The organism is Salinimonas lutimaris (genome assembly GCF_005222225.1).
Taxonomy (GTDB): domain Bacteria; phylum Pseudomonadota; class Gammaproteobacteria; order Enterobacterales; family Alteromonadaceae; genus Alteromonas; species Alteromonas lutimaris.
The window spans coordinates 3,369,618-3,383,494 of the sequence record NZ_CP036536.1; the positions used below are offsets into that span (position 1 = coordinate 3,369,618).

Annotated in this window: 11 protein-coding genes; 4 read left to right on the forward strand and 7 right to left on the reverse strand. The window is 49.2% G+C overall.

Annotation, left to right across the window (positions count from 1 at the left end):
• Nucleotides 1-301: 301 nt before the first annotated feature.
• From EZV72_RS14820 to tkt, 4 genes are all read right to left on the reverse strand, one after another.
• Nucleotides 302-1,201, reverse strand: coding sequence for a fructose bisphosphate aldolase (locus EZV72_RS14820; RefSeq protein WP_137167958.1), 900 nt, complete (start codon nucleotides 1,199-1,201; stop codon nucleotides 302-304).
• Between the two features lie 130 nt (nucleotides 1,202-1,331).
• Nucleotides 1,332-2,507, reverse strand: a complete 1,176-nt coding sequence (locus tag EZV72_RS14825) for a phosphoglycerate kinase (RefSeq protein WP_137167959.1) — start codon at nucleotides 2,505-2,507, stop codon at nucleotides 1,332-1,334.
• A 51-nt stretch (nucleotides 2,508-2,558) separates the two neighbouring features.
• Entirely contained in the window at nucleotides 2,559-3,578 is a 1,020-nt protein-coding gene (gene epd / locus EZV72_RS14830; protein WP_137167960.1) for an erythrose-4-phosphate dehydrogenase, read from the reverse strand.
• Between the two features lie 23 nt (nucleotides 3,579-3,601).
• Complete coding sequence (tkt, locus tag EZV72_RS14835; RefSeq protein ID WP_137167961.1) at nucleotides 3,602-5,596, reverse strand: transketolase; 1,995 nt, start codon at nucleotides 5,594-5,596, stop codon at nucleotides 3,602-3,604.
• 331 nt (nucleotides 5,597-5,927) lie between these two features.
• Here tkt and metK point away from each other — a divergent pair, with 331 nt between their 5' ends.
• Nucleotides 5,928-7,073: a methionine adenosyltransferase gene (gene metK, locus EZV72_RS14840; protein ID WP_137167962.1), complete on the forward strand. Its 1,146-nt coding sequence runs from the start codon at nucleotides 5,928-5,930 to the stop codon at nucleotides 7,071-7,073.
• Nucleotides 7,074-7,092: 19 nt separating this feature from the next.
• Here metK and EZV72_RS14845 read toward each other — a convergent pair whose 3' ends face one another.
• Entirely contained in the window at nucleotides 7,093-7,602 is a 510-nt protein-coding gene (locus EZV72_RS14845; RefSeq protein ID WP_137167963.1) for a CYTH domain-containing protein, read from the reverse strand.
• A gap of 244 nt (nucleotides 7,603-7,846) precedes the next feature.
• Between EZV72_RS14845 and EZV72_RS14850 the strand changes: the two genes are divergently transcribed.
• On the forward strand, nucleotides 7,847-8,368 hold the full coding sequence (locus EZV72_RS14850; protein WP_137167964.1) for a hypothetical protein: 522 nt from the start codon (nucleotides 7,847-7,849) through the stop codon (nucleotides 8,366-8,368).
• On the opposite strand, the gene EZV72_RS14855 is transcribed toward EZV72_RS14850, so the two are convergent.
• Nucleotides 8,365-9,096, reverse strand: coding sequence for an aspartate/glutamate racemase family protein (locus EZV72_RS14855; RefSeq protein WP_232364435.1), 732 nt, complete (start codon nucleotides 9,094-9,096; stop codon nucleotides 8,365-8,367). The two genes, EZV72_RS14850 and EZV72_RS14855, sit on opposite strands and share 4 nt — an antisense overlap.
• Nucleotides 9,083-9,595, reverse strand: coding sequence for a 3'-5' exonuclease (locus tag EZV72_RS14860; protein ID WP_137167965.1), 513 nt, complete (start codon nucleotides 9,593-9,595; stop codon nucleotides 9,083-9,085). The genes EZV72_RS14855 and EZV72_RS14860 overlap by 14 nt, the downstream gene beginning before the upstream one ends.
• Before the next feature lie 231 nt (nucleotides 9,596-9,826).
• Between EZV72_RS14860 and EZV72_RS14865 the strand changes: the two genes are divergently transcribed.
• Together EZV72_RS14865 and EZV72_RS14870 are read left to right on the forward strand one after the other, a co-directional pair.
• Nucleotides 9,827-10,993 carry an ABC transporter substrate-binding protein gene (locus tag EZV72_RS14865; protein WP_137167966.1) on the forward strand — a complete coding sequence of 389 codons (1,167 nt, stop codon included), beginning with the start codon at nucleotides 9,827-9,829 and terminating at the stop codon, nucleotides 10,991-10,993.
• 3 nt (nucleotides 10,994-10,996) lie between these two features.
• Nucleotides 10,997-13,852, forward strand: coding sequence for an ATP-binding protein (locus tag EZV72_RS14870; protein ID WP_137167967.1), 2,856 nt, complete (start codon nucleotides 10,997-10,999; stop codon nucleotides 13,850-13,852).
• The last annotated feature ends 25 nt before the right edge of the window (nucleotides 13,853-13,877 follow it).

Here is a 13,877-nt window from a genome sequence, read left to right on the forward strand (position 1 = left end):
GGGAACATGGCTGACTCGATTCAGTGAAGTTTCTTTCCCCCGTCTTCCCGGAATCGCGCAGCGATATCCGGCATCTCGCTGGGAACATGACGCGCTTAACCAAGTGGTGTTGTGAATCAGCCAGACTGTTCAGGAGATTCCTGCTTTCGCAGGAATGACGAATGTGGGAGATTCCTGCTTTCGCAGGAACGACGGATACGGGAGAAACCTCGCTTTCGCAGGAATGACGAATTCAGAGTGCACAATAAAAAAATCCCCGCTTGTGCGGGGATTTTAAAGAAAACAATTGATAAAGCGTGAATCAGGACTTTGATGCCTGATAAATGCCTTCTATAGCACCCTCTAGGGTTGATGCAAAGTCATCGTCGCTTTGATTCGCATTGATGCCTTCGGTCAGAGCGCGGGAGAAACTGGCGATCATGCCTTTGTTACGCGACAACTTAGCATTGGCTTCTTCACGGGTATATCCTCCTGATAATGCCACTACTTTAAGTACTTTGGGATGAGCAATCAAAGAAGCGTAGAAATCATCCTGCTCTGGCAGCGTTAGCTTCAGCATCACAATCTGTGTATCGCTTAAAGCATCAAGTTCAGCCAGAATCGCATCGCGCAGCATGGCTTCGGCTTCTGCTTTTTGCGGGCTCTTGATATCGACTTCCGGTTCTATAATGGGAACCAGGCCGGCAGCAATAATCTGCTTACCCACTTCAAATTGCTGGGCAACAACGTCTTTAATGCCCTTTTCATTGGCCAGTTTAACCACCGAGCGCATTTTAGTGCCAAATACGTCCTGTTGATTCGCTTTAGTTAGCAGCTCATCCAACTGGGGAATATCTTTCATCAGCTGAACACCGTCCGCTTCATCAAGCAGACCTTTGTCGACTTTTAAGAAAGGCACCACGTTTTTTTCATCCCATAGGAAGCGGGCGCTGGGCTTACCGGCAATTTCACGGTCCAGGGTATTTTCAAACAGAATAGCGCCCAGAACACGGTCGCCACTAAACGGGGAACTGGTGATGATGCGAGTGCGCATATCGTGGACGAGGTTAAACATTTCGTCGTCGTTGCTATATTGCGACTCTTCAATGCCATACAGACGCAGCGCTTTTGGGGTACTGCCGCCGCTTTGATCCAATGCTGCAATAAAACCATTTTCAGATTTTATTTTCTCCAGCATAGCGTGCTGAGTTTGTGATGCCATGAGCAACACTCCTTATTGTATCTGCTTTAAAAGCAGTTGTAGGGTTTATAATTATGTGCGGCGAACGTCACTGTTCGCCGCATAGCGGGTAATTTTTTTACCAACTAATTGCTGTTATTGCGTGCTGTATTTATTTATTTTTTTCTTCCAGCACTGCTACAGCGGGTAGTGTCTTGCCTTCAAGGAATTCAAGAAACGCGCCACCACCGGTTGAGATATATGATATTTTATCAGCGATTTCATATTTATCTACTGCCGCAAGCGTATCACCACCGCCGGCAATTGAAAATGCATCACTTTGTGCAATCGCATTGGCCAGACTTTCTGTGCCTGCCGCAAACTGATCAAATTCGAACACGCCTACCGGGCCGTTCCATACAATGGTACCGGCATTTTTTAATATAGCAGCCAGCGCCTCTGAGGTTTGCGGACCCACATCAAAAATCATGTCGTCGTCAGCCACATCGCTGACTGCTTTAAGGGTCGCTTCAGTGGACTCGGAGAACGCTTTACCCACCACCACGTCAGTAGGCACCGGAATATCACCACCATTGGCCTGAGCTTCGTTGATCAAGCGCTTTGCTTCATCAACCAGATCCATCTCCACCAGTGATTTACCCACATTGTGGCCCTGAGCAGCCACAAAGGTATTGGCGATACCGCCACCGACAATCAGCTGATCGACCTTTTCAGCCAAGGATTTTAACACGGTCAGTTTGGTGGATACTTTAGAGCCGCCAACAATAGCAACCATTGGACGTTTCGGGTTATCCAGTGCCTTGCTCAGCGCATCCAGCTCGGCCGATAAAAGCGGGCCAGCGCACGCTTTTGGCGCAAACTTTGCCACACCATGGGTCGATGCCTGCGCGCGGTGGGCTGTGCCAAATGCGTCCATCACAAAGATATCACACAGCGCCGCGTATTTTTTGGCCAGCGCTTCATCGTCTTTCTTTTCGCCCTGGTTAAAGCGTACATTTTCCAGAATCACCAGTTCGCCCGGCTCAATCTCTACACCATCAAGATAGTCTTTTACCAGACGTACACTGACATCCAGCTGTTCATTCAGATAATCAGCGACCGGCTGCAGGGAAAACTCACCGGCTGGCTGGCCTTCTTCAGGACGCCCAAGATGAGACATCACCATTACAGCAGCACCACTTTGTAACGCCGTTTTTAAGGTTGGAAGTGATGCTTTAATACGGGCATCAGAGGTGACTTTACCGTCTTTAACCGGCACATTCAGATCCTGACGGATCAATACTCGCTGACCATCCAGCGCCATATCCTGCATACTTGGAATTGCCATACTATTTCCCTCGTAGATTATGTTAGCTGTGCTTTCGCACCCCACAGAAATTTAACAGCCCTGCCCCACATGATACATCGCCTGCGCGGTATCTATCATGCGATTGGCAAAGCCCCATTCGTTATCACACCACACCAGCGTTTTTACCAGCTGCCCGTGACTGACCCGGGTTTGTGTTCCATCCACAATGCAGGAATGAGGATCATGATTAAAATCGACCGACACCAGCGGCTCCTCGGTATAACCCAATATACCGGAAAGTCGCCCCTGACGAGCATCTTTTAATACCTGATTGACCTGCGCAATATTGACCCGCTCAGCCAGCGTGACGCTCAAATCCATAGCGGTCACATTGATGGTAGGCACTCGCACCGCAATGGCTTCAAACTTACCGGCAAATTTCGGCAAAATCCGCTCAATGCCACGCGCTAAACGGGTATCTACCGGAATTATTGACTGACTGGCTGCCCGGGTGCGACGCAAATCATCATGATAAGCATCAATCACCATCTGGTCGTGCATGGAAGAATGAATCGTGGTGATGGTACCGCTTTGCACGCCAAAGGCATCGTCCAGCACCTGAATCACCGGCACAATACAGTTGGTTGTACAAGAGCCATTGGATACCAGTACATCCTGAGGTGTCAGGGTGTCTTCGTTACTACCAAAGATGATGGTGTTGTCTAGATCACTGGCTCCAGGCTGGGAGAACAGCACTTTGCCAGCGCCGGCATCAAGATGTGCCTGACCCGCTTCACGGTCGTTGTGAACACCGGTGCATTCGAGTACGACATCCACCGCCAGTTCTTGCCATGGAAGTGATGTAATGTCGTTACAGGAGGTAAGTTGAATACTGTCGCCAGCCACTTCAAGGCTGCCATTTTTCAGTTCAACATCAAAAGGAAACCGCCCGTGGGCGGTATCATATTTTAGCAGATGGGCAATGCCCTCTGGCCTGGCTATTTCATTGATTGCCACAACGCGAATATGTTGATTGCGCCCTGTTTCATACAGGGCGCGAAGCACGTTGCGACCAATCCGACCAAAGCCATTAATGGCTACTCTGACCATTGATTGTTCGCCTGTGGGCTAAATTATTTCAGACTGCTTGCTGCGGCCACAACGGCATCGGTAGTGATGTTGAAGTGCTCAAACAGTTCACCCGCTGGACCTGACTCACCAAATGTGTCCATGCCAACAACCGCACCGTTAAGACCCACATACTTGTACCAGCTGTCTTTAGCCAGTGCTTCAACAGCAACCCGGCGGGTTACATTGGAAGGCAGTACGCTTTCACGGTAGCTTTGCGGCTGACGATCAAACACATCCGTTGACGGCATAGATACCACTCGTGCATTGGTGCCCTGCTCAGCCAGCTTGTCAGCAGCCTCAACAGCCAGCTCTACTTCTGAGCCAGTCGCAATCAGCAGCACATCAGGCGTACCTTCGCAATCTTTTAGTACGTAACCGCCCTGTTCGATTTGCTTAACCTGCTCAGCGGTACGTTCCTGCTGTGGTACACCCTGACGAGTGAAAATCAACGTAGTAGGGCCATCAGTACGGGTAATTGCCTGCTTCCAGGCTACCGCTGACTCGACCTGGTCACACGGACGCCAGTTATCCAGATTTGGTGTGGAGCGCAGGGCAACCAGTTGCTCTACCGGCTGGTGCGTCGGGCCGTCTTCACCCAGACCAATTGAGTCGTGAGTATACACAAAGATTGCCGGTGCTTTCATCAGCGCAGCCATACGAACCGCATTACGCGCGTATTCCATAAACATCAGGAAGGTAGCACCGTATGCTTTAAAGCCACCGTGCAGGGTAATACCGTTCATCATGGCCGACATACCGAATTCACGTACCCCGTAGAACAGGTAGTTACCAGAAGCATCATCGTTAACCACGCCTTTACTGCCTTCCCATAAAGTCAGGTTAGAACCGGCCAGATCAGCCGAACCGCCCAGCATTTCTGGCAGTAACGGACCATAGGCATTCAGGGCGTTTTGTGATGCTTTACGGGTAGCCAGCTTTTCAGGGTTTGCCTGAAGCTTGGCAATGTACTCGTCAGCTTTGCTCACAAAGTCAGCTGGCAGGTCACCTTTAACCCGACGCTTAAATTCCGCAGCCAGTTCAGGATACGCTTTTTCGTATTCGGCAAATTTGGCATCCCAGTCCGCTTCTGCTTTGCGACCTTTGTCGCGACCGTCCCATTCAGCAGAAATATCCGCCGGAATCTCAAACGGAGCTGCAGTCCAGCCTAGCTCTTTGCGGGTCAGAGCAATTTCATCATCGCCCAGTGCCGCGCCGTGAGAGCTTTCGCTACCCTGTTTGTTTGGCGAACCAAAACCAATGATAGTTTTACAGATAATCAGAGTTGGCTGAGTAGTGTTTTCACGAGCTGCTGCCACTGCTTTGCTAACAGCTTCTGCATCGTGACCATCTACGCCTTCAATCACCTGCCAGCCGTAAGCTTTGAAACGACCTGCAGTATCATCGGTAAACCAGCCTTCTACTTCACCGTCGATAGAAATACCGTTATCGTCATAAAACGCGACCAGTTTACCCAGACCCAGCGTACCGGCCAGTGAGCAAACTTCATGGGAAATACCTTCCATCAGACAGCCGTCACCTAAAAATGCATAGGTGTGGTGGTCAACGATTTCATGACCTTCTTTATTAAACTGTGCAGCCAGTACTTTTTCAGCAACCGCCATACCCACAGCGTTGCTGATCCCCTGACCCAACGGGCCGGTAGTGGTTTCTACGCCTGGTGCATAACCGTATTCAGGGTGACCGGGTGTTTTAGAATGTAGCTGGCGAAAATTTTTCAGCTCTTCAATAGACAGACCGTAACCCGTCAGATGCAATAGTGAATATAGCAGCATAGAGCCGTGACCATTTGACAGTACAAAGCGGTCGCGGTTAGCCCAGTCGGGGTTAGAAGGGTTGTGCGACATATAATCACACCACAGAACCTGCGCGATGTCCGCCATTCCCATTGGCGCGCCCGGGTGACCGGACTTGGCTTGTTGTACTGCATCCATGCTTAAGGCACGGACAGCGTTTGCGAGTTCACGACGAGTGGGCATGTTGTCTCCTGATTAAATTCCTACAGGCAAAGTGATACGAAGCCTCGTCTGGTTGGGTCTGCGTAAAATCTTTGTCTGTTGTTCGTGAAAATAGCAACTATTCTTACCTAACCGCTCTGCCACTGCAATGTGTTTTAGCGGTGTACAAAGGTGGTCGCGGTAAATAATCACCTAAACAGCGTATCGATAGCTTTTTGATCTGGTGATGAATCTTAATATGTCAAGCAAACGTAACAGATGGACTTTTAGACGTCTAGAAGTAAAGACTGGTTTTTTGAGTCATCTCTAGTACAATTAGCCCTTTACAGGCCAAACACCTAACGGAGAAATTATGGCAACGCAGTTATTCACGTCCGAGTCGGTATCAGAAGGTCATCCGGATAAAATTGCAGATCAAATCTCTGACGCAGTACTCGATGCGATCCTGACTCAGGATCCGAAAGCTCGTGTAGCATGCGAAACCTATGTTAAGACCGGTATGGTACTGGTTGGTGGTGAAATTACTACCTCTGCATGGGTTGATATTGAAGAATTAACCCGTCAAACCGTAAAAGACATTGGCTATACCCATTCAGACATGGGCTTTGACGCGGATTCCTGTGCAATTTTAAACGCGATTGGTAAGCAGTCACCTGATATCAATCAGGGCGTTGATCGTGCTCGTCCTGAAGAACAAGGCGCCGGCGACCAGGGTCTGATGTTCGGCTACGCCAGTGATGAAACTGACGTACTGATGCCAGCACCGATTACTTATGCTCACCGCTTGGTTCAGAAACAGGCAGAGGTGCGCAAATCCGGCAAGCTGGACTTTTTACGTCCGGATGCTAAAAGTCAGGTCACATTTAAGTACGAAAACGACAAGCCGGTGGGTGTTGACGCGGTTGTTCTGTCTACCCAGCATGCTGATGAAGTCAGCACAGCGCAGGTGCGTGAAGCAGTGATGGAAGAAATCATCAAACCCGTATTGCCTGAGCACTGGATCACCAAAGACACCCAGATGCACATCAACCCCACTGGTCGCTTTGTTATCGGCGGCCCAATGGGTGACTGTGGTCTGACGGGTCGTAAAATTATTGTTGATACCTACGGCGGTATGGCTCGCCACGGTGGGGGGGCATTTTCAGGCAAAGATCCCTCCAAGGTTGACCGCTCTGCTGCTTACGCAGGTCGCTATGTGGCAAAGAATATCGTGGCAGCCGGTCTGGCCAAGCGCTGTGAAATTCAGATCTCTTACGCTATCGGTGTCGCTGAGCCGACGTCTATCAGTATCGAAACATTCGGTACCGGTGTGGTTGATGAGAAAACATTAGTAGCGCTGGTGCGTGAACATTTTGACCTGCGCCCTTATGGCCTGATCCAAATGCTGAATCTGGAGCGCCCGATTTACCGCGCGACAGCCGCTTACGGGCACTTCGGCCGCAATGAGTTCCCGTGGGAACAAACTGACAAAGCCGAAGCACTGAAAGCCTCAGTATAAGTTAGCTGTACATAATAAGTTAGCTGTACATACTGGCCTGACCGATGATGGCAGACACATCGGGCAGGCCAAGCCGGGCTAACGCCTCGGTAGAAAATTCTTTTTCATAAGTCACTTCGGTCTGCGCAAAGTCCGGCGGTAGAAATTGCCGGCAGGACACCTCATCAGTAAACCGAGCAGTTACCAGTTTTAACGGCGCCAGATGTCCACCATATTCATCAATCGTCAGCATTGCGCCAAAATACGGCACTTCATAACGTATCAGGCTGGTTCGGTAATTCTGTGTTTGTGGCCACAGCCCGTCAAACTGTTCCTGACTCAGTGAAATAGCCGAATGCTGGACGCGATGCCCGCTGCCCTGGCATACAGACAGCGTGTACTGTCCGTTTTTATCACACAGAATAACCTGCTTTTCATCGCTATGGGCTATATAACCCTTACGCACCGAGGTAGGTTTTCGGGTTGTCAGTAACCCGTCCGGGATATAAGTCATTACAAATTTTCGTTTGAATTCCCAGTTAGCGGGCATAGCGCTCTCCTGACTTAGCTAAATTAAGGCCAACAAATCCACCTGCACTTATAAAAGAGCATGGCTGACAGAAACTTGGAAACGATCAGAAACGCATCACACTGCGTATAATAAAAAGTAGATCAACAGATCGTTTTTCTCCACTCAAATTTCCTATAATTAAGATCTGTGTCTACACTGAGAAAAACCTGCAATGATCCTTGCCAGATCATTGATCGCACACATAGAAAATGGAATTAACCTTATGAAAGGTTTAAACTTTTTGCTTGGCACCTTATTTTTTAGCTGGAGCTTGGCGGTGTACGCTGACGACGCCAGCAATCCCGTATCTGGAGCGGCTCAGCCCCTGACAGAGCCGGCCACTGTGTACTTGTCATCTACCACGCAAACTGCAGTATTTATTCATCCACCCAAGCTGCCAAAGTGGTCATTCGGGGTGCTTTATGATCGCGAACTGCCCTATCATCCTATGTGGATAGACTCGATAGATACGTACCGGCCGGTTGACTCACTGACGCTGAAAGCGAGCCGCGCTATCGCATCAGCCGGAAAACAGCGTTTGTTTGCCGCCATTCAAACCAGCAACAATCAGAATTTTGAGTCACAAAATCAGGTTTATTTACCGACTAACGCCGGCGTGGCTGCCAGCCTGGGCTGGCAGGTGGGTAAAGAGAATAGCCTGAATATGGCGGTAGAGTATGAATATCGGGAAGTAGGTCAGCAGGAACTGCAAAGCATTGTGCTGGGTGTACAATACTACTTCTAGCGGCTCAGCCTCAGTAAATGAGACGCTATCTGACGAGCGTGTATCTGGGTAGTATCCAGCAGGATTACATCAGTATCGGCAGGTTTAATCAGTAAACCTATTTCGGTACAGCCCAGAATTATGGCCTGCGCCCCCTGTTGCTGCAATTGTGCAATGATTGACTGATACACCTGCCTGGATTCATCCCGGATAACGCCCTGACATAATTCTTCATAAATAATCTGATGAATAGCTTTACGCTGTGGCAACTCAGGAGTAAGCACGGTTAATCCTGCCTCCTCAAGGATGGTGCGATAAAACGGGGCTTCCATAGTGAAGCGGGTTCCCAGCAAGGCCACCGTGCCAGCATGTTGCTCATGACAGGCGGCAGCCGTTGCCCCGGCAATATGTAACAGCGGGATGTTAATGGCATTTTGTACATCAGGAGCGACTTTGTGCATCGTGTTAGTTGCAATAGCGATAGCCGTAGCGCCGGCCTGCTCCAGCTTTTGCGCACTGTGGATGAGATGCTGAGTCAGGGCATCCCAGTTTTGTTCATGCTGCCACTGCCCGACCGGCGCAAAATCCAGGCTATGCAAGAGGATATCGGCCGAATGCGAGCCGCCAAGATGCTGGGCGACGTATTGATTGATAAGACGATAGTACACTGCGCTGGACTCCCAGCTCATACCACCAATGATGCCTACAGTATTTTGTTGAAACATTGTGACTTTATCAGGGTTTGCCATGCACGCTACTTTGCTTGGCCGAGCGTATAAAAGTCAACTGGATCAGCTCTGCATCAGCACTGGCACGATGACGCTGACCACGATGTTCTTCATGCAAACCGGCGCGCACTTGAGACCAACTTTCCATCTGGTGCTCAGACAACAAATAGTCGAGCGCCGAAACCTTAAAAGCCATATCCACCCGGGCGGTTTCAAACAGTTTGATAAGCCAGGGATAATCTACTACCCAGCCATCGGTATACACCTGCTGCCCGCCAATGAACCGGTTGAGATCCTGACACACACTAACCGGATCGCTGCCATAACGTACCAGTTCTGCTCGCTCAATACCGTGCAACCGGGCTGCTTTTTCATCCCAGTGTGTCCAGTCCGGCGCGGGTTTTATTAAGCTGCAGAAACGCTCACCGTCACTGCGTTTTACACCGACTTCGATGGGGTAACTGGCTGCACCAAACCCAGAGGCTTCTATATCAATAATAGTGGGGGGCACGGGTTTCATCTGTAAACACTCCAAAGACAAGCGTCAGGGAAGAATCCCCGTTTTAATATTCTTTAGTCTAAATATATACCAAAGTTGAGCAGTTTTCGTTCGGTAATACCCGGTAAACTCTCTACACTAAGCACATATACGATTGCTTACATTTATTACTGGCTATATAAACATTGGTATAATTGTTATACGCCAAGATACAGGTAGGCTTGCCAACGGTATTACAAAAGACTGCGAACCATGAAGAAGCATTACCTTTACGTTTCACTTGTACTGCTGTGCCTGACCGCCACAGCGCGAGCTGCACAACCGTTGAATATAGCCATTGATGCTGACTTTAGCAGTGTTGCTGTTGAGGGCGGAAACGCGATTTATCAGGGCGTACAATTGGCGGTAGATGAAATTAATGCTCAGGGCGGTGTAATGGGACGCCCGCTGGCGATTAAGAAAATGGACCACCGTGGGATTCCGGTACGTGGTATTACCAATATCAAACGACTGGCCAAACAAAAAAACTTGCTGGCGGTGGTTGGCGGTATTCACACACCGGTTGCCCTGGCTGAATTGCCAGCCATCCATGAAAATAACCTGCTTTATCTGGGCGCCTGGGCCGCCGGCACAGGTGTGGTAAGTAACGACTATTCGCCCAATAATGTTTTCAGAGTATCTATTCGTGACAGTGAAGCAGGCCAGGTGTTAATCCAACATGCCAAACTCCGGGGGCTTACTCGCGTAGCGCTGGCGCTGGAGCGTACGGGTTGGGGTCGGTCTAATCTGGAATCACTAACCCGCGAAGCAGAAAAAGCCGGTATCACTATTACCAAAACAACCTGGATAAACTGGCAACAACAAACTTTCAGTGAAGATATTAAAGCGATTGTTGAAAGTGATGCACAGGCGATTATTCTGGTCGCCAATGCTCCAGAAGGGGCTGTGATTGTTAATGCGCTGAATGACAGTCAGGGCAACAAACTACCGGTCATTGCGCACTGGGGTATTGCCGGCGGTGACTTTGTCCAGCGCATTGGTACCGGCCCTTTAGAGCAGATTGATATCGCGGTTATACAAACTTTTAGTTTTCTTCATCAGAAGAACCCGATTGCTGCTAAACTTTTGGAAAAGTACACAGCAAAGTTTGGCAATACAGACGCAGCAGCAATACCGGCGGTGGTTGGTGTGGCCCATGCGTACGATCTTGTACATATGTTGGCACGCGCCGCCATAAAAGCAGGTGCAACCGATACTGACAGTCTGCGCACTGCACTGGAAAACCTGCCGGCATTTGACGGTGCCGTTAAGCGATATAAGCCGGCGTTCAGCGAAAAGCGACATGATGCATTGTGGGCCAGTGACTATTTTATGGCCAGTTATAATAAAGACGGAAACTTGATACCGATAACGAGGTAATTGATGTCAGGAAGACCCTCACTGGCGAGGTTGTTGCAAAAAGCGCTGTTTCCCAAATTACTGGCAGCGCTTCTGTTTATTTGCCTGTTTATCAGTAGTGCAGTGCTGTATTTTGCCAAAGATCAGGTGGCCGATACGCAGCGCTCTCACATTGAAAACCTGCGTGCTGACATTGATTACAGCCTGCGTGATACCTTATTGCTGATGGAAAGCATTGCGGCTAACGATCTGCTTACCAATAGCCTGATTGACCTTGAACAGCGCGACACCTACCTTCCTTTATTTTTTCGCACATTGCGCCTGACCCGCAGCAATACTGACAGTCTGGGCTTATTTGATTTTTCCGGCGAGCCGATTATCACTAATCACTGGGACAATCATGTTCCAGAATCACTAAGCACTCACTGGCAAAAGCCCACGTTGGAGCAAGGACGCCGTTTCTGGGAAATCACGGAAAACGGCATTATTCTGGCTGTGCCAGTGTTCATCGGCAGTTCAGCAGAGGGTGCGCTGGTATTGTATATTAAGAATCTTAATGAGCTGATTTACAATCGCGATACCCGCTCCACACAGCTTATTGTTAATGAACAAAATCGGGTTGTGTACAGCAGCTCTCCTACCCTTCTGGCGCCCGGCACCACTTTTAATAAAACAGACTACGAACACTGGGTCAGCTACACCAAATCCTGGCAAGGCCTGAATGTTATCAGCATGTCATCGGTGGCCAGTGCTTATCAGTCAGTCCTGTGGCTAATTCCGGTGGTTATTATCTGCATTGTTGCCACCATTTTAGTTGGGTTATATGCGGTAAATCGTTCTGCGGCGATGACAGCATCAACGCTACAGTCTCTGTACGAGTCTATTCTGGTCAGCATGGAGCGTAAAACCGCTGCACGCTCTGTTGCCCCGGATAATGAAGCCATGGAGCTAGCTGTTATTCGCGAGGCCTTCGATAATCTGACCTCAAACCTGATGGCCATTACCTTATCAAACCGCCAGTTTTCCAATGTGATTGACTCGCTGGAAGAGATGCTGATTGTGATGAACAATGACGGCAATATTATTATGGCCAACCATCGCTATGATGCTGTTCTGAAAGACCACGAGCTGGATCAAAAAGCACTGGAGAATATTTGCCAGCGTCTGAAAATAGAACAGGCACCGGTTGATATGCATTATAAAAATGCGAACGGACAATCGTTAGTTTTAAAATGGACACTGCTGCCCTTTTACAACGAAGCCAGAGATGTCATTGGCTCCATTCTGGTGGCGAATGATGTGACCAGCCAGCGTAAGCTGGAGGATCGGATACATCTGGTGACGCAGGCAATGGAAAACGCCACTGTGTCTATTGCCATAGCACAGATTACCGGCCAGAGCAGCGAAATTGTGTACAGCAATAGCCACTTCAGTGCACTAAGTGGTTTTGAGAAGCCCCACATAACGGGGAACTCATTGCTGATGCTTTGCGGAGAAAATACTGAAAAAGATAAAATAGCAGCAATTGCTCATGCCATTGACACGGGCGAGTCGATTGACACCACAATGCTGTTTTATAAGAAAAACGGTGTATCATTTTATGCCAGAACCGTGTTAACGCCGGTTCAGCTCAAAGGCAAGGTTACCCACTATGCCATCTTCATTCAGGATGTGACCGAGCAGGAACAAACCCGTGAATACCTTGAAGATGCTCGTTACAGAGCCGAAGAATCGGCGCGAATGAAATCTAGTTTTCTGGCCAGTATGAGCCACGAAGTGCGCACCCCGCTACACGGTATTTCAGGTACTTTGCAATTGCTGGAAGACTCACAGCTTGATACACGCCAGAGCCAGTACCTGAACCTGGCGATGCAAAGTATGAATAATCTTCAGCACATCGTTGACGATATTCTGGACTTTTCAAAAATAGAGGCCGGCCAGCTGAATATTGAGCATACCCATTTTAACCTGGCGTTACTGCTGGACAGCATCTGCGAGCAATATCAGGCTAATTGTCAGGCCAAAGGCATCAGGCTAATTATGACTAAAGTATTGCAGGACCATGAGCAGGTTATTGGCGATCCTGTACGCTTACGCCAGATTCTGGGTAACCTGCTTAGCAATGCCGTCAAGTTCACCTCACACGGAGAAGTAGCCATGACAATCAGACTGCAATCTCAGCCGGGCGGGCTGCAGCTGTTTGGTGAAGTCAGTGACAGTGGCATTGGTATTGCCGGAGACAAAATTCAGCATATTTTTGAGGTATTTACCCAGGAAGACAGCACCACTACCAGGCGCTTTGGCGGCACCGGACTGGGTCTGGCTATTACCCGACAGCTTTGCCAGCTGTGTGGTGGCGATATCCATGTTTCCAGTGTTAAGGGCAAAGGCAGCTCATTTAGTTTTGTAATCATGCTACAGGAAGCAACTGACCATAAGGCCCCAGAACAAATAACGCGCCCTGCTCCACAAACTCCCAATGATCTGCCCCCGGCCAAAATTCTCTTGGTAGAAGACAATGAAATAAACCAGCTTATTGCCAAAGAAAATCTGGCCAGTCACAAAGTGATTACCGCCGTAAACGGTAAGCAGGCAATCAGCGCCCTGAATCAGATAAAGGCGCAGTTTGACCTTATACTCATGGACTGTCACATGCCGGAAATGGATGGCTTTGAAGCCACCCAGCGCATACGTAACGGCGAAGCCGGCGAGCGTTATCTCAATGTTCCTATTATTGCCCTGACCGCGAATGCCATGAAAGGCGACAGAGAAACTTGTGTAGCCGCCGGCATGGACGACTATATAGCCAAACCCTTTACACAAGAAGAGCTGGCCCGGGTGATTGGGGAGTGGGCGCAGACATCAACAAGCTCATATTAGGCTAACATTAACGTCTGTAGCGCTC